16 protein-coding genes and 1 other annotated feature are annotated in these 16,419 nt (G+C 35.0%); of the genes, 8 read left to right on the top strand and 8 right to left on the bottom strand.

Features of this window, described 5'->3' with window-relative positions:
• Window positions 1-152: 152 nt before the first annotated feature.
• Window positions 153-338, top strand: a complete 186-nt coding sequence (locus HF990_RS10875; protein WP_016838154.1) for a YhzD family protein — start codon at window positions 153-155, stop codon at window positions 336-338.
• 59 nt (window positions 339-397) lie between these two features.
• Here the strand turns inward: HF990_RS10875 and HF990_RS10870 are convergent, their stop codons facing one another.
• A complete protein-coding gene (locus HF990_RS10870; RefSeq protein ID WP_016838155.1) occupies window positions 398-1,180 on the bottom strand; it encodes an enoyl-CoA hydratase in 783 nt (260 codons plus the stop codon).
• Window positions 1,181-1,472: 292 nt separating this feature from the next.
• Window positions 1,473-1,704 (top strand) — a binding site (T-box leader).
• 150 nt (window positions 1,705-1,854) lie between these two features.
• Between HF990_RS10870 and serA the strand changes: the two genes are divergently transcribed.
• Window positions 1,855-3,474 (top strand): phosphoglycerate dehydrogenase, encoded by a 1,620-nt coding sequence (gene serA / locus HF990_RS10865; RefSeq protein WP_016838156.1) that lies wholly within the window; start codon window positions 1,855-1,857, stop codon window positions 3,472-3,474.
• 192 nt (window positions 3,475-3,666) lie between these two features.
• Entirely contained in the window at window positions 3,667-4,353 is a 687-nt protein-coding gene (locus tag HF990_RS10860) for a TraR/DksA C4-type zinc finger protein (RefSeq protein ID WP_157782649.1), read from the top strand.
• A gap of 36 nt (window positions 4,354-4,389) precedes the next feature.
• Here the strand turns inward: HF990_RS10860 and HF990_RS10855 are convergent, their stop codons facing one another.
• From HF990_RS10855 to HF990_RS10840, 4 genes are all read right to left on the bottom strand, one after another.
• Entirely contained in the window at window positions 4,390-5,181 is a 792-nt protein-coding gene (locus HF990_RS10855; RefSeq protein WP_016838158.1) for an HAD family hydrolase, read from the bottom strand.
• A gap of 155 nt (window positions 5,182-5,336) precedes the next feature.
• Entirely contained in the window at window positions 5,337-6,857 is a 1,521-nt protein-coding gene (locus tag HF990_RS10850) for a coproporphyrinogen III oxidase (protein ID WP_016838159.1), read from the bottom strand.
• 170 nt (window positions 6,858-7,027) lie between these two features.
• Window positions 7,028-7,372 carry a YlbF family regulator gene (locus HF990_RS10845; RefSeq protein ID WP_016838160.1) on the bottom strand — a complete coding sequence of 115 codons (345 nt, stop codon included), beginning with the start codon at window positions 7,370-7,372 and terminating at the stop codon, window positions 7,028-7,030.
• Between the two features lie 18 nt (window positions 7,373-7,390).
• Window positions 7,391-8,533 carry a DUF445 family protein gene (locus HF990_RS10840; RefSeq protein WP_168412584.1) on the bottom strand — a complete coding sequence of 381 codons (1,143 nt, stop codon included), beginning with the start codon at window positions 8,531-8,533 and terminating at the stop codon, window positions 7,391-7,393.
• Between the two features lie 416 nt (window positions 8,534-8,949).
• Between HF990_RS10840 and HF990_RS10835 the strand changes: the two genes are divergently transcribed.
• Window positions 8,950-10,284 carry a hemolysin family protein gene (locus HF990_RS10835; RefSeq protein WP_172597925.1) on the top strand — a complete coding sequence of 445 codons (1,335 nt, stop codon included), beginning with the start codon at window positions 8,950-8,952 and terminating at the stop codon, window positions 10,282-10,284.
• Window positions 10,285-10,359: 75 nt separating this feature from the next.
• Window positions 10,360-11,244, top strand: coding sequence for a cation diffusion facilitator family transporter (locus HF990_RS10830; RefSeq protein ID WP_016838163.1), 885 nt, complete (start codon window positions 10,360-10,362; stop codon window positions 11,242-11,244).
• Window positions 11,245-11,359: 115 nt separating this feature from the next.
• Here HF990_RS10830 and HF990_RS10825 read toward each other — a convergent pair whose 3' ends face one another.
• Both HF990_RS10825 and HF990_RS10820 read right to left on the bottom strand, forming a co-directional pair.
• Window positions 11,360-12,010: a response regulator gene (locus HF990_RS10825; protein ID WP_016838168.1), complete on the bottom strand. Its 651-nt coding sequence runs from the start codon at window positions 12,008-12,010 to the stop codon at window positions 11,360-11,362.
• 13 nt (window positions 12,011-12,023) lie between these two features.
• A complete protein-coding gene (locus HF990_RS10820; RefSeq protein WP_016838170.1) occupies window positions 12,024-13,139 on the bottom strand; it encodes a GAF domain-containing sensor histidine kinase in 1,116 nt (371 codons plus the stop codon).
• Between the two features lie 195 nt (window positions 13,140-13,334).
• Between HF990_RS10820 and HF990_RS10815 the strand changes: the two genes are divergently transcribed.
• From HF990_RS10815 to HF990_RS10805, 3 genes are read left to right on the top strand one after another with little or no spacing between them, the layout of a single operon-like run.
• A complete protein-coding gene (locus HF990_RS10815) occupies window positions 13,335-13,760 on the top strand; it encodes a disulfide formation protein C (RefSeq protein WP_016838171.1) in 426 nt (141 codons plus the stop codon).
• The gene (locus HF990_RS10810; RefSeq protein ID WP_016838172.1) at window positions 13,761-14,231 is read left to right on the top strand and encodes a thioredoxin family protein; all 471 of its coding nucleotides are present in this window, start codon (window positions 13,761-13,763) and stop codon (window positions 14,229-14,231) included.
• A gap of 56 nt (window positions 14,232-14,287) precedes the next feature.
• Window positions 14,288-15,142 carry an RluA family pseudouridine synthase gene (locus tag HF990_RS10805; RefSeq protein ID WP_016838173.1) on the top strand — a complete coding sequence of 285 codons (855 nt, stop codon included), beginning with the start codon at window positions 14,288-14,290 and terminating at the stop codon, window positions 15,140-15,142.
• 402 nt (window positions 15,143-15,544) lie between these two features.
• On the opposite strand, the gene HF990_RS10800 is transcribed toward HF990_RS10805, so the two are convergent.
• Window positions 15,545-16,372 carry an aldo/keto reductase gene (locus tag HF990_RS10800; protein ID WP_096551985.1) on the bottom strand — a complete coding sequence of 276 codons (828 nt, stop codon included), beginning with the start codon at window positions 16,370-16,372 and terminating at the stop codon, window positions 15,545-15,547.
• Window positions 16,373-16,419 lie beyond the last annotated feature (47 nt).

Below are 16,419 nucleotides of genomic sequence, written 5' to 3'. Positions count from 1 at the left end.
TTCCCTTCATCGTTCAAATTAATCGTTCATTTTTCATTGTACCATTTGTTTAAACTTGATTCGATGTTAGAATCCATAAATTATAATTCTATAAACTTGCTTTATTTTTGTTGTATAATAATATTGAATTTTCAAAAAAGGATGGGATGAAAATGGCAAATTTTTATTTCACGGCTTACGAAAAATCAGGGGAACTATTATTTAATGAAGTTTGGGAATTTGAAAATGAACAAGAAGCCATAATAGAAGGCCAAAAACGCATTGAAGAAAAAGGGGTTCAAGATAAAACGCATCGACTCGTAAACTCTTCAGGAAAAATCATTTTATTCCATGTATAAAAATTAGCTGGAGGTTGACTTTTCACTATAAATAGTCAACCTCCAGCTAATTTTTATTTTTATTGCCCTATAAATTGAGGGGAACGCTTTTCAACAAAGGCTTTAATGCCTTCCAAATGGTCTTTCGTATTCCTCATCTTTATTTGTGCTTCCAGTTCTTTTGCCAGCACTTTATTTAATTCAGAAAGGCGCTCAGTATGATAAATTTGTTTTGTCTCAAGCATCGCTAAAATAGGAGAAGATAAAATTTTCTCTGTATATTGTTGCACGTATTTTTGCGCTTCTCCATCCTTTACAACGGCATCCACTAATCCAAGGTTTAATGCTTCTTCTCCATTCATTACTTTGCCTTCCCAAATAATTTGCTTTGCCTTTGCTACTCCAACTCGTTCCTTCATAAAGAAATGCCCACCACCATCTGGGATGAGGCCAATTCCTATGAAATTCATAGCTAACTTGCTATTTTCTTCAGCAATGACATAATCTGATGCAATGGCAAGGCTGAATCCAAGACCTGCTGCAGCACCATGTACTTGAGCTATCGTAATCATTGGCAATTGATAGAAAGCAAGCATCATTCGGGAAATCGAATCCATGATATCATGAAACTCTTGCAATTGCTCTGATTGAAGCATCATTTTAATGTCTCCTCCAGCAGAGAATGCTCGCCCTTCCCCTTTAATAACTAATATTTGAATATCCTTTTCGCCTTGTAACTGTTCAAAGCAATCCGCCAGTTCTTTTAACATTACTTCATTCATTGCATTCATCGCTTGTGGACGCTTCAATGTGAGCACAGCAAGACGATCATTACGACTTAATTCAATTGTTTCGTATGCCATTTCTTCCACCCCTTAATTTTGATGTACAATTATTACTTCTACTTAGATGGAAAAAATTCCTTTCGAACATAGACAATCAAATTTTAGCAACAATAAATGTATATTCATCAATTAAAAAATCTTTATACATAAAATAACAATAAAAACACGAATATTAACAACAAACAACAAATACAATGTTCGTTAATTAACGAAAAATTTAAGCGTTTTCATTAAAATTTTTTAATCATTTTAGGAAATTAGTTGACATTAATGAACAATCAGTTTATTATGGAAACACATTAATAAGAGTCAAAATATTATGACGGAGACATGCTCTTACGTTCAGATTCTCAGAGAGCTGATGGTTGGTGCAAATCAGTGTTTCTGGCGTTTGTAGTTCCACTCCTGAATAGAATGGCTGAACAAATAAGTAAGCCAATTCCGGTTAATGCACGTTACGCATCACTTGAGGTTGCCTTGAATTAGGCAACGAAAAAGGGTGGCACCGCGTGAAGTTGATATGACAGCTTTTCGCCCCTAATTTATAGGGGGTGGAAGGCTTTTTTTAATACCTAAAAAAATGGAAGGGGTCTTTTTATCGAGAAAGTCTAACAATTGTTGCAATTGTTCGATAGTTGGCTATTGTCTTTAATTCTTTATTAAAAAATATTAATGAAAAAGGAGTTTTTTAAATGGTTACAAAAGCAACTACAGCTACAGATGTAATTAAAGTGTTTATTGCGGATCCATTAAGTGAAGACGGTATTTTCCCATTGCGCGAAGAAAAAGATCTGAATTTAGAAATCATTGTGGATACTGGGAATTCACAAGAAGAACTCATTGAAAAAATTAAAGATGTTGATGCATTAATCGTGCGCAGTGCTACGAAAGTGACTCGTGAAGTAATTGAAGCTGCAAAAAATTTAAAATTAATTGGTCGTGCTGGTGTAGGAGTAGATAACATCGATCTACAAGCTGCAACTGAACACGGTATTATTGTAGTCAACGCACCAGATGGAAATACAAACTCTGCTGCTGAACATACCATTGCGATGATGACTTCTCTTGCTCGCCATATTCCACAAGCTTATTTATCTTTAAAAAATGGAAAATGGGATCGCAAAACTTACGTTGGGGTTGAATTGAAAAACAAAACGTTAGGTGTTATCGGTTTGGGGCGTATCGGTACAGAAGTGGCTTTCCGTGCAAAAGGACAACGTATGAATATTATGGCATATGATCCATTCTTAACTGAAGAAAGAGCGAAAGAACTTGGTGTAACAAAAGCAACTGTTGATGAAATTTGCCAACAAGCTGATTTTATCACTGTGCATACGCCACTATTACCTGAAACGAAAAATTTGATTAATAAAGAAAAATTCGCTCTTATGAAACCTGGCGTACGCATTATTAACTGTGCACGTGGTGGAATCATCAACGAAGATGATTTATATGATGCAATCGTGGAAGGAAAAGTAGCAGGCGCTGCTCTTGACGTATTCGTTGAAGAACCAGCTACAGATCATAAATTGCTAACTTTACCACAAGTGATTGCTACACCTCACTTAGGTGCATCTACAGTTGAAGCACAAGAATCTGTAGCAGTAGATGTTTCTAACGACATTATTAAATACTTTAAAACTGGTACTGTTACAAACCCTGTGAACATGCCATCAATTCCAAAAGAGCTGCTAGCTGAAGTTGAACCATTCTTTGAATTAGCAGAAAAACTAGGTGCTTTCTTATCACAAGTAACAACAGAACCATTAAAAGAAATTAATTTGTTCTACGCTGGTGAAATCGCAAATTACGATGTACGTCCATTGACTGCAAATACATTAAAAGGTTACTTAAAGAAAACTCACGGCGAAAATGTAAATGACGTAAATGCACGTTATTTAACAGAAAGAGTTGGCGTAAAAATTAACGAAAATAAAACAACAACAGCAAAAGGATTTACTAACCTTATTACTGTTGAAGTAATTACGGAAAATGAAACACATAGTGTTGCAGGTACACTTCTAAACGGTCTTGGAGCTCGTATCGTAAAAGTAGAAAACTTTGTTGTAGATGTTATTCCAGAAGGTCACTTATTATACATTAAAAATATCGATAAACCAGGAGCAATCGGCCGCGTTGCAACGAAACTTGCTGAGAAAGACGTCAACATTGCAACAATGCAAGTGGGACGTAAACAAGTTGGCGGTGCTGCTGTCATGATTCTTTCAATCGATAATGAAGTAACTCCTGAAGATTTAGTTTACGTAGAACAATTAGAAAATATCGATGAAGTAAAAGCAATTACTCTTTAAGCTGCCCGGCACGACTACTTGGTGAGATAGAACAGAATTGTGCTTTGTGTCCCTAAATATACAGGCAATGGAATTTTACCATTGCCTGTATATTATTTTGCCCAAAAAACTTCCGATAGAAAACTTTCCAACTTTGTTTTCTCCTTTAAATTTCATTTTTCTGTTCATACTATGGATGAACGAAAGGACGTGATGACCATTTTAACGGAAAAACAAATTGCTAAGCTAAAAAAACAGCTGATTGAACAAAAACATGCGTTGTTAAAAAATCAATCTGTAGATGACGAGTTTGTTGACCGTGGCAGCTTACGAGACGCTATTGATGAATTATCAACAGTCGACAATCATCCTGCAGACATAGCAACAGAACTTTTCGAAAGAGAAAAGGATTTATCTTTAAAAGTTCACCAAGAAGATGAATTAGCTAAAATTAACGCTGCTTTAGAGAAAATTGAAAACGGTACATATGGAGTTTGTGAAGTATGTAAAAAAGAAATTCCATATGATCGATTAGCAGCTATTCCATATACCTCCTTCTGTATTAAACATGCAGATGCAAAAAACATCCCTACTGATCGACCAGTAGAAGAAGATTTACTGATTCCTCCTGTCGATAATTCCTTTGCTGAAAGAGAAGTAGAAGGGGTAATTCAAGATTTTGAAGATACATTCCAAGTGGTTGCAAAATACGGTACATCTGAAACGCCATCAGATTTTGAAGGGGATTTTGAAGATTTCAATGAACTATATGACGACCCTGAAGAATACGCAAATAACGATGAACCCCAGTCTTTCCATGTATCGACGAAGGATGAAATACCTTTTCCAATGTCAAAAAGAGAAATTGAAGAAGCAAGTAAATATGATTATTTAGAATAGAAAATGCGAGACGGCATATGTCTCGCATTCATTTTATTATGAAAGCTTTTCAACTAATTGTAAAAATTCCGTTAATGATGAAACTTCGTAAGTTGGTTGGATATCAGGGTTTTGCAGATTATTTTCCCGATTGATCCAAACATTTCGCATGCCTACCCGAGATGAGCCTAAAATATCTGTTTTTAAATTATCGCCTACCATAATCCCTTCATCCGCAGTAATGCCTGCCTTTTCCATCATAAATTCAAATAGAGATGCATCAGGCTTTCCTTTTCCAAAGTCACCAGAAATAATCACATGGTCGAAATAAGGGCGGATTTCTGGTGTTAAAGTTAATTTTAAGTTTTGTAAACTTGGTGCACCGTTTGTTAATAGTACTAATTGGTACTTTCCTTTTAATGCATCAAGAACTTGATACGTATCATCATAAACAAAAGGATGTTTTTTCCGTTCTTCAACAAAACGTTCTCCGAGCTCAGCGCCGAATGTTTCATCATCAATGCCTAACACTTTTAAACCGTTTGTCCAAGCATCTTTTCGATAATTCGGCACAATGTTTTTCATTTTTTGGAATGAATCAGTAGGATCATCAAAAGTTCCCCACAAACCTTCAAAAGGATTAATACCAATCAACACCGTATAATCGTAAGTTTCATAGGATTCATAAAGCTTTCGTGCTTCTTTGCGTACCGCTTCTTCCAATTGTTCAGGGTCTATATCGTATTTCGTTGCCGCATATTGACATGTTTTTTCAAAAGCTGTTTTGATACTTTTTTTATCCCAAAGTAACGTGTCATCTAAATCAAATATGATCGTCGTAATTGCCATTTCCAACTTCTCCTATTTATGATTGTAGTAATTATTATTCTAGCATATATTGAAATTCTAGCTATATAGAAATTGGAACTTCTATTTATACATTTTGTTCATTTAAAAAACACCTCCACAGTAATAGAGGGGAGGTGTTATCGTTAACGGGTAACTCAACATTCATTTTTCAATTGCACTCGATATAAATCATTGAGCATTTCAATCTTTTTCTCAATCGCATTTTCAAAAGATAAAATATACTGATAAGGCTCTTTAGGGTTATGGTATTGTGTGATTTTACCAGTTTTGGGATTTACAAATTTAGTAGCTGCCCCACAACCGATACCTAATATCGTTTGTACCTCTTCCATAATGACGATATTATAGATGCTTTCCTCGCCCGGTTTAGAGTATCCAACATTTTCTAAATTACCTAAAATGTTTTTTTGGCGATATAAATAATACGGATTGTATCCATTTTCGCGAGTCCACTTTTGAGCCATTTCCATCATCCTCGACACCGTTGGACGATCAGCCACTTTATATTTATCTTTATTTTGCGTCATTTCGGAAGCACGTTTGAAAGATAACGTATGCACAGTAAGGGATTCTGGTTGCAGTTTTTCAGTTTCATTCAAAGAATGTTGAAACTCTTCAACTCCCTCATTTGGTAAACCGATGATTAAATCCATATTGATATTATTCATTCCTAAATTGCGAGCAAGTAAAAATTTATCGATTGTTTCTTGTACAGTATGATGACGGCCTATCGCTTTTAACGTTTCATCGGTATAACTTTGCGGATTGACTGAGATGCGATCAATACCCCACTTTTTCAACACTTCTATTTTTTCCGGTGTAATCGTATCAGGTCGACCTGCTTCTACAGTGATTTCACGAATAGATTCAGGATTTGGGAACGATTCAAACATCGTCTCATATAGGGCATCCATTTCATCCGACTCGATTGCTGTTGGCGTACCGCCGCCCCAATATATCGAAGTCACTTTCATATCATTTTCCTTCAACCATTTTCCCATTTCTCTCATTTCGATATGCAATCCATCAAGGAAAGAAGCCACTCGTCCTGTTTTTCGATTCGGCGCGATTGCATAGGCTGGGAAAGTACAATAAGCGCATTTCGTCGGACAGAAAGGGACACCGATATAGATAGAAATTTCTTTCCCAATCTCATCTAAATCGGGAATTGTTGCTAATTGGCGCTCAACAATCGATTCCAATAATTGAATTTTTTCAGTGGATACACGAAAATCTGTTTGTAATACTTCTGCAATTTCATTGCGTGTAAGTCCTTGTTTTCTTAATTTATGATAAAGTTTTGTTGGTCGTACTCCCGTTAAAATCCCCCAATGTTGCTTTATTCCAGTATATTGCTCTAACACGTCCAACAGCACGTGAGATAATGCGCGCTTCATTCGAATATTTTGTTCTTTTTCTGTTCCATCCGTATCATATTTTTTTGAATAAGTGCTAATAAACGTTTTTCCATCCACCTCTAACTTACTAGCAGTGTAATACACGTTGTTTTCCATTTTATATTGAAAACGAACAGACAAATCCGGATCCTCAATGATTTCGTAAAGCTTACAATCTTCAAAAAATAGATTTGCTATATGTGTTAAAACATTAATCCAGTCTTGCTTGAAACTTTCGTGGATGATTATTTTTTTCATTCATACCTCTTCCTTTATAGAACTTGTTGCACTTTTACTTGTTTACGTGATTTTTTTATTTTTAGTTCCTGTTTATTTTAACAGCGAAAGGCTTTATTGACTATAAAATCATGCATGTTTTTTATGGAAATAAAAAAGACCACACATTCAGTGCGGTCCAATTACCGATCTTATAGTCCATCATAGAGGGATTGAATCGGTTTAATTAGCGAACGATTTGCTTCATCAATAAGACGGCTTAATTCCATTTCAGCTTCTAACATTGCCATAATTTTAGGATTTTGTTGAGCAAGTTGAGCAGTTTTTTGGAAGTAGAGATATTCTTCCTCTAGCAATTCTTCTCCTTGCATTTGCTTTTGTTGCAATTTTACCTGAACATCGCGGAATTGAGTGAAAATCGTTCTTGCTTGTTCATCATCACGAACAATGTCAACAGTATCTTTTAATTTTTGAAACGCTTCCGTTTGACTAATGGATGTCTCTAACTTTTGAATAAGTTCCATAAATTGATTCATTTATAATCCTACTCTCTATTAATTTAAAAATTGTACAATTAAACCTTGTACGATACCAATTAATCCTCCTAAGAAACCGCCTAATAGAGTAATCATCATTAACTCACGATTTGCAATTCCTATCACGATTTCTTCCAACTTTTCGATTGGGAAAGAGTCAACTTGCTCTCGAACAACTTCTTTAATGTCTAATTTTTTCAGTACATCTTCAAGTTTTGATTCAGCAAGTTCCAAAGCCTTATCGACAATTTTAGGCATCAAATCGTACTTTACCCAGTCGTTGCCATTTGGAAAGTAATAGTTTATGGATTTATTGAATCGTTCTTCAATAGCTAATTCTCTTTTGGCATAGGATTGGATATTTATTAGTATTGGTTCTAATTGTATCTCATTTAGGTAATTCATGATAGGCTGTTTTTTTATTTTTCCCCATTCATCATTCATAATATTCACTAATGAACTTTTTGTTTCAGATGAGCGAAGAAGTCGAACGAGCTCATGTTGAATTTTAGAGACGATGGATGAAGAATCGCTGAAAAACATTTGGAAAAGTCCACCGATTGTCCCTTTTGAAGAAAGAAAATCATCTAATAGATTTTTAATGGTGATTTCTCCTTTGGAAGATAAAATATAATCTTCCCCTCTTTGAATGATGGTTGTCACTAATTCTGGTACTTTTTGATTTATCGTTTTTGTAATATCTTCCGGCAACACTTCTTCAATCGATTTTGTCGATAAAGTATGTTTAAAAGATACAAATTGTTTTTCTATAAAATCATCCACTTGCCCTTCAATCTTTTCTGGCAACCCATTTATTCCTGCTAGTTCCAACCAATCTTTCAGTGTTTTATTATTTAAAAATATCAATTCTTCCGACTTTGATTGTGCAAACTGTAAAATTCCAAATCGAATTTCTTGAGAGAATAATTTATTTTTGATGACATCAGGTGTCAATAAATAATCTTGCACCGTCACCCCTATTTGTCTTGCCAATTCCCCGCGGCGTTTTGGAATTAGTCCTGGTGTAAAAGGAAGCTTCCATTTTCCTAAATAAAGCGCATTATATGGTCTAAAAATCATTTTAATCGCTAAAAAGTTTGTTGCACTACCAATGATTGCACCGATAATTGCCATAGATAGTATTAATAGTACTACATCCATTAATATCCTCTTTTCTAACACAATGATTTCACTAACAAAAGTTACTTTGCGAAATAAATAATAACATACCTTTTGTTATATACGATTATATTTCATTATTGTTTCATGAACATTGAAAGTTATTACGGACTATTTCTTTTTTTCGCGATTTATTTTTCCTCCCAATAATAGCTCTAACTTGCTTTAGGAAAATTATTCTTTCCCCCAAAAGATTTAAATTTATTTACAAAATCGCATACTATATATAACAAAACGACTCACAATCTTCTGAAAATTTCAGAGATGGATGATTTGTATTTTTTTCAAAAATCCGTTATGATTATCTTATTAAAAATTAATTTTATTGTAGGAGGTGTACTCCTCATTTCACCCCTCATTCGGGCGTGGAACGGGGAAAGTATTTGGACGGAGACATAGTGGGGCTGACCATTAAGTTAGCTGTTTTTGCCTTATTAATTTTGTTTTCAGCATTTTTTGTTGCCACTGAATTTGCGATAGTAAAAGTTCGGGTAACGCGTATTGATCAACTTTTAGAAGAAGGAAACAAAAAAGCAATTAAGGCTAAAAAGGTAATTGAGAACCTTGACGAGTATTTATCTGCTTGTCAATTAGGAATTACCATTACTTCATTAGGTCTAGGTTGGTTAGGTGAACCTACTGTACAGTTGTTATTAAGTCCATTATTTAAATGGATTGGTGTAACAGGACCTATCACTGAAGTTCTTTCATTTATTATTGCATTCAGTATTGTAACGTATATCCATGTTGTGGCAGGTGAATTGGCGCCTAAAACGTTAGCGATTACAAAAGCTGAATGGGTAACGCTTAATTTTTCAGGAGCGTTGTATACATTTTATAAAGTGATGTATCCTTTCATTCACCTTTTAAACATGTCTGCTCGTGGTTTGGCAAGAATTTTCGGTGTGAAATCATTTAACGAAACCGATACAGCCCATACGGAGGAAGAGCTTCGTATGATTATGGCTGACAGCTTTAAAAGCGGTGAAATCAAATATTCTGAATTTGAATATGTAAACAGTATATTTGAATTCTCAGACCGCACGGCCAAAGAAATCATGGTGCCACGAACAGAAATTACAACGATTGATAAGGAAGCAAAACTAAAAGATGTTTTTGAAGTAATGGGTGTGGAACAATATACTCGCTATCCGGTGATTGATGGCGATAAAGACCACGTAATTGGTTTAGTCAACTTAAAACATTTATTAACTGCATATATAAAAGATCCTAAAAATGCAGAAAAAACAATTACAGAATATATGCAACCAATTATTCGAGTAATTGAAACTGTTCCAATCAGCGATCTTTTATTAAAAATGCAACATGATCGTATACACATGGCAATTTTAATGGATGAATACGGGGGAACTTCCGGTTTAGTAACCATCGAAGATATCATTGAAGAAATCGTTGGTGATATTCAAGACGAATTCGACGATGACGAAATCCCTGAAGTTCAAGAAATTAGTGATGGCCATTATATTATAGATGCAAAAATGTTAATTGAAGATGTAAATGAAATGTTGAATATTCATATCGATGATGAAGATATCGATACAATCGGCGGCTGGTTCTGGACTCAACGCTACGACGCTGTTGAGGGTGACAGTTTTGTATATGATGGTTACGAATTCAAAATTAAAGAATTAGATGGTCACCATATTTTATACATTGAAGTCATCAAATTGCCAGAAGAACAAGAACTCGACTTGTACTCAGTTGCTGAATAACGTATTTCAAAAACGACTTTCTTTTCTAAGAAAGTCGTTTTGTCATGTTCGGAACTTTTGTAGGGAGGAAAAAAAGTGGAGCTTTATACAAATTTACGAGCAGGGGAAAAAGGTGCCTGGATATCTATAGGCGCATACATATTTCTTAGCGCAATGAAACTTATCATAGGACACATCGGCGATTCAGAAGCTTTAAAAGCAGATGGTCTTAATAATACTACAGATATTATTGCATCTATAGCAGTTTTAATTGGTCTAAAAATTTCACAACGTCCTCCTGATGAAAATCATCAATACGGTCATTTGCGTGCCGAAACAGTTGCATCTTTAGTGGCTTCTTTTATTATGATGGTCGTTGGACTTGAAGTAATCTTTAGCTCAATTATGAACATATTTGACCCTGTTCGCAATTCGCCATCCACTTTAACCATTATTGTTGCATTAGGCAGTGCTGCTGTCATGTACATGGTATATCGATATAACTTAGCTCTTTCTAAAAAAATTAAAAGTTCTGCGTTAAAAGCGGCTGCCTATGATAATCGTTCCGATGCATTAGTTAGCGTTGGTACAGCCATCGGTATTTTTGCTTCGATTATCGGCTATTCAATTATAGATACCATTACTGCTTTAATCATCGGAGTGATTATTATTAGAACTGCATTGGAAATCTTTTGGGAATCAGTGCAAACATTGACAGATGCGTTTGATACCGAGGAAATCGAAACTTTATCCACATTAATAAAAAATGTAGATGGTGTTATTGAATTGGTGGATTTAAAAGGAAGAACACACGGAAATGCAACATTTATTGAAGTGACAGTGACAGTAAATCCATATTTAAACGTCTGGGAAAGCCATCGCATTACAGAAAATATCGAGTCAACGATTAAACGATTTGACATTAATTGTACAGCGCTTGTACATATTGAACCTCACGAGGCAGAAGAAGGTGTAGATTAAAAGCACAGAAGTACTAATTTAAAGGGAACAGTAGATCCATTTTATCGAAATTCTACTGTTCCCTTTAATCATTTATTTTATAAATGCTTTCCTTCGCAAATGACATAACTCTAATTTAAATTTTCCCGCTTCCTTCTGTTAACCCATGTTTTACTGCATAAAGAGCTGCTTGTGTTCGATCTTGCACTTCCAATTTCGCAAATATATTCGAAATATGGGTTTTGACTGTCTTTTCTGTAACAAATAATGACGATGCAATTTCCTTGTTGCTTTTTCCTTTCGTCAATTCCGCCAGCACATCTTGTTCACGTGGAGTTAATGGGTTTTTCACATGCGGCAGATTTCCTTCCTCCCTTAATGATTCTTCCAATTGTGTTGTGGCTACCGGGTGCATAATGCTTTCTCCACGCATTACTTGTCGAATGGAATTGACTAAATCATCCGGTTCAATATCCTTTAACTGATAGCCAGCTGCCCCAGCTTCGATGGCGGGAAGAACATGGTCTTTATCTGAAAAGCTTGTCAATATAATAACTTGTACTTCTGGCCAACACGCTTTAATTTGTTTCGTCGCTTCAATGCCATCCATCTCCGGCATAACTAAGTCCATTAATACAATATCCGGGTTTAATTCTTCCACTAATCGAACTGCTTCCATCCCATTTTTCGCTTCCCCAACTACTTCAATATCTTTTTGGGTCTTCAAAAAGAATAATAAGCCTCTACGAACAACATGATGATCATCCGCAATTAAAACACGTATCATCCTGCTTCCCTCCTCAATAAGGTAATCGAACGAACAATTCGGTCCCTTTTCCAATCTCCGATACCCATTCAGCTGTGCCGCCAATTGCAGTAGCTCGATCTCGTATCGATTGCAATCCAATGGAAGGGATGTTCATGTTTTGATCAATTTTAAAACCTCTACCCTCGTCTTTTATAACGAGTAAAATATCTGTTTGTGTCACCGTTAAGTAAATCGTTGCTTCCATCACGCCCGAATGTTTTCGGACATTATTTAATGCCTCTTGAGTGATTCGGAATAATGTTTCTTCTACTCTTGAAGGAAATTGAATGACTCCTGATACATTGATCGTTAATTTGATCTTTAACATTTCTGCATAAGCTTTTATTGCATCGATTAGTCCACTTTCCAATCCTTGAGGCCTTAATTGCCAAATAAGAGCCCTCATTTCTGTTAATGCGGACTGTGTCAAATTTTGAATTTCTTTAAAGGTTTCCTTAATTTCTATATTATCGCTCATCTCTATTCCAGCACGAGCCGTTAACGTAACGGAAAACAATAACTGATTCACAGAATCATGCAAGTCGCGCGCCAACCGATTCCGCTCTCGAACTAATGCCATTTCTTGTTCTTGTTTCGTTAAACAAATACGTTTAATGGCAGATCCCATTTGAAAAGCTACAGATTCTAGCAATTCCAATTCTTCTTCTGTAAATACAACTGTATTGGGAGTAGCGACATTTAGTATTCCGAACCGTTCATTACCCGATTGTAATGGCACCGTTGCATGATGGGTAATTCCTGCCGTATCGCCCACCTTTTCCTCGATGGCATTTTCAATTCTTTGACATTCAATAATATTTGATGCTTTTTTTAGTTCATTTCGTCGGAATCGAGAAACACACCAACAACCACCCTTTTTTAAATATTGGCAGTCATTGTAACATAACCCTTCCGGCAAGTTCTCGTGGACTACAAGATTAATCTTTCCTTTTTCATTAATAAAGAAAATCCATCCTGTTGTAAAATTAGTTCCTGCTAAAAATTTTTTAAGTGCTCCTTTTAGCATTGGTATTAATTCTGTTTCTTCATTAAGCAGTTCCGCAATTTCTTTTAATAATGTAATATTGGAATGATCATTTACTACCATATAGCACCTCAACAAACACTTTGTAGTTTAATCATAACATTCCCCTTATTCCCTCGCATTCGTTCAACTCTAAGACTTTTGAATGAATTTCCAATTTCTCGAACTTTATCGTTCTATTCGTTCGAATTCATTTACTTCGAAGTCAAAACAATTTATAATCAAACTGCACAGATTAAATCTTTTAGGAGAGTAATAATGAGCAAAAAATTAGAGAATAGTTTGCTATTTGTATGGTTAGTCTCTTTGGTAGCAACGCTAGGTTCTTTATATTTTTCCGAAGTTCGGGGTTATGAACCATGTGAACTTTGTTGGTATCAACGGATATTAATGTATCCAATTGTACTCATTTCCCTTGTGGCATATTTACAAAAAAATGCTCGGATTGCGGTAACAACAGCCGTATTTTCTTGCATTGGTGGAACGATTTCCCTATACCATTATGGAATTCAAAAATTGGACTTTTTATCGCAACATGCACCAGCTTGTGGACGAGTACCATGTACAGGCCAATATATTAACTGGTTTGGTTTCATTACGATTCCATTTTTAGCGTTAGTTGCATTTATCTTAATTGCAATTACTAGTTTTTATATGTTAAAGGTTTTGAAGGAGGACAAATAGTTGAAAAAGCTTGGAATTCTTGCAGCAATCGTTGTAATTTTATTTGCTGTGATTATTGTGTTAACAAATTTATCAAACAAAAGCAAGTTAGAAAACAATCCTTATGGCACAGACAATTTAAAACAATCTACAATTGATTTATTAGATGATGAAAATTATCAAAATATTATTTTGCCAGATGCTCTTAGAGAAAAAATTGCTTCAGGTGAACCAGTTGTAGCTTATTTATTTAGTCCTGAATGTCCACATTGTAAAGAAATGACGCCTCGACTCATGCCAATTGCGAAAGAAATGAATGTTCATATCGATCAATTAAACATCTTAGAATATGAAAAAGGCTGGGACGAGTATAACGTTGAATATACACCAACGCTAATTTATTTCGAGGATGGAAAAGAAGTTCAGCGAATGGTAGGAGCACATCCTGATGAAAACATTCGCAAATTCTTTGAAGAAGTGGTATTAAAATAAGTAAAATGGAAATCGTGTTCTTTATATGGACACGATTTTTCTTTGGAGGAAAACGTATGCATTTTCACTATGAAATTTCGCAAGATGGATTAACGGTAGAAACTTTGTTGCGGGAAAAATGGAAACTAGGAAAAAAACTCGTTCATGAACTACGAATGGCGAAAGCTGTGAAAAATACAGATGGTGAAGCAGTTAAATGGAATGAACCATTATCAAAAGGAACAATGCTATTTTTTATTTTTAGCGTCCCGAAATCCAACTATTCCCCAACGAAACAATGTGAAATCGAAATAAAATACGAAGATGATCATATTTTAATTGTTTCAAAACCTAAAGGAATGAGTACACATCCGAACGACAGGGACGATCACAATACTTGCATGAATCACGTAATGGCTTATATGAAAGATAAAGGGTTACAATACGCAGAGCACGTTCATCGGCTAGACCAAGGAACAAAAGGTCTGTTGATTGTTGCAAAACATCCCATTGCAAAATCAGTATTTGACCGAATGATTGAAGAAAAATCCATCGTTCGAACTTATGAAGCGGAAGTCCAAGGAATCATAAAAAAAGATCGTGGAACCATTAATGCACCAATCGGAAAAGATCGTCATCATCCTACACGACGAATCGTTTCAAAAACTGGTCAACATGCTGTCACTCACTTTAAGGTTGTGAAACGAAAAGAACATTCAACAGTTGTTCATTTACAATTAGAAACAGGCAGAACACATCAAATCCGCGTCCACATGGCTCATATCGGCCATCCTATTGTAGGGGATGTAATGTACAATGCTCGTAAAACTTCGAAGCGCGATTATGAACTTCATGCCATTCAATTAGAATTTGAACATCCTTTTCTAGATAAACGTATCATTGTTAATGATCTTAATACTGCCACACAATAATATAAGTAAAAATAAATGAGGCTGCTTAGAAAATAAATTTTTCTAACAGCCTTCTCTTATTTTAATCATACTATTGAATTAAAGGATTATTAAGGGAAAATAATAGTCAAACGAATGACTATAATAGCCATTCTCAATAAGTTAATAGTCAAATTTATGAAGTTAATAGCTATTCGTTAAAAATCTGCTTCATAAATTTGCTATTATAGTCAAAATTGGGCAGATAATAGTCAAATGCTGTTGATTTATAGTCAAACTCATTAATTTATTAGCCAATCCATCAAAAGTATTGTTGAAAAAATAGGATATTAGCCAAACTCAATTTAATATTAGTCAATCCAAAAAGAATAATAGTCAATCATATTAAAATAATAGCCATCCTAGATTCGCTTTTTATTTCCCTTAAAAATCAAAATGGAAATTATCAGGATTTTGTCCATATCGCTCATTTTTATTAATCATTTTTATTTCAAGCATATCTTCATTTGATAATTCAAAGTCGAAAATTTGCATATTTTCGGCAATGCGGCTTGGTGTTACTGATTTTGGAATTGTAATCGTATCATTTTGATAATGCCAACGTAAAACGATTTGTGCTGGAGTTTTTCCATACTTTTCAGCGAGTTTTACTAAAGTGTTATCATTTAATAGGCGACCTTTGCCAATTGGTGACCATGCAGTAACGGCAATCTCATGTTCGCGACAAAATGCTCTTAATTCATCTTGTTGCAAATACGGATGGCACTCAACTTGATTTACCATCGGCTTCACATTTGCTTTTGCGAAGATTTTTTCTAAATGATGTTGATGGTGATTTGATACACCTGGTACTCGGATTAATTTTTCCTCATACAGACGCTCAATGGCACGATAAGTATCGATAAACTTATCTTCAACAGGCCAGTGAGTTAAATAAAGATCCACGTAATCTAGCCCCAATTTTTTCAATGAAGTTTCAAATGCTCGAAGCGTTTCGTCATAACCTTGATCATTGTTCCATACCTTAGTTGTTACAAAAATTTCCTCACGTGGAATACCGCTAGCTCGTATCGCTTCTCCCACTTCTCTTTCATTGTTATATAGTGAAGCTGTATCAATTGCTCGATAGCCTAACTTTAACGCTGTATCCATTGCATTTAAAGCTTCTTCATGATCTTCCATTTTATACACGCCTAACCCTAAGTAAGGCATCTCTACACCATTGGCTAATGTTTTTGACGGTATTGCCATAAAATCACTCCCCTTACATTCATTAACCTCATTATAAACTGAAAAAT

The organism is Ureibacillus thermosphaericus (genome assembly GCF_012396605.1).
In the GTDB taxonomy this organism is placed as follows: domain Bacteria; phylum Bacillota; class Bacilli; order Bacillales_A; family Planococcaceae; genus Ureibacillus; species Ureibacillus thermosphaericus.
This window is presented reverse-complemented; position numbering and strand designations above follow the sequence as displayed.

Bases quoted from the DNA above. Each gene is read 5' to 3' on its own strand.
- HF990_RS10805 (WP_016838173.1), top strand. From the start codon at position 14,288: ATGCATTTTCACTATGAAATTTCGCAAGATGGATTAACGGTAGAAACT.
- HF990_RS10825 (WP_016838168.1), bottom strand. From the start codon at position 12,010: ATGATACGTGTTTTAATTGCGGATGATCATCATGTTGTTCGTAGAGGC.
- HF990_RS10875 (WP_016838154.1), top strand. From the start codon at position 153: ATGGCAAATTTTTATTTCACGGCTTACGAAAAATCAGGGGAACTATTA.
- serA (WP_016838156.1), top strand. From the start codon at position 1,855: ATGGTTACAAAAGCAACTACAGCTACAGATGTAATTAAAGTGTTTATT.
- HF990_RS10850 (WP_016838159.1), bottom strand. From the start codon at position 6,857: ATGAAAAAAATAATCATCCACGAAAGTTTCAAGCAAGACTGGATTAAT.
- HF990_RS10845 (WP_016838160.1), bottom strand. From the start codon at position 7,372: ATGAATCAATTTATGGAACTTATTCAAAAGTTAGAGACATCCATTAGT.
- HF990_RS10840 (WP_168412584.1), bottom strand. From the start codon at position 8,533: ATGGATGTAGTACTATTAATACTATCTATGGCAATTATCGGTGCAATC.
- HF990_RS10860 (WP_157782649.1), top strand. From the start codon at position 3,667: ATGACCATTTTAACGGAAAAACAAATTGCTAAGCTAAAAAAACAGCTG.
- HF990_RS10855 (WP_016838158.1), bottom strand. From the start codon at position 5,181: ATGGCAATTACGACGATCATATTTGATTTAGATGACACGTTACTTTGG.
- HF990_RS10800 (WP_096551985.1), bottom strand. From the start codon at position 16,372: ATGGCAATACCGTCAAAAACATTAGCCAATGGTGTAGAGATGCCTTAC.
- HF990_RS10820 (WP_016838170.1), bottom strand. From the start codon at position 13,139: ATGGTAGTAAATGATCATTCCAATATTACATTATTAAAAGAAATTGCG.
- HF990_RS10870 (WP_016838155.1), bottom strand. From the start codon at position 1,180: ATGGCATACGAAACAATTGAATTAAGTCGTAATGATCGTCTTGCTGTG.
- HF990_RS10815 (WP_016838171.1), top strand. From the start codon at position 13,335: ATGAGCAAAAAATTAGAGAATAGTTTGCTATTTGTATGGTTAGTCTCT.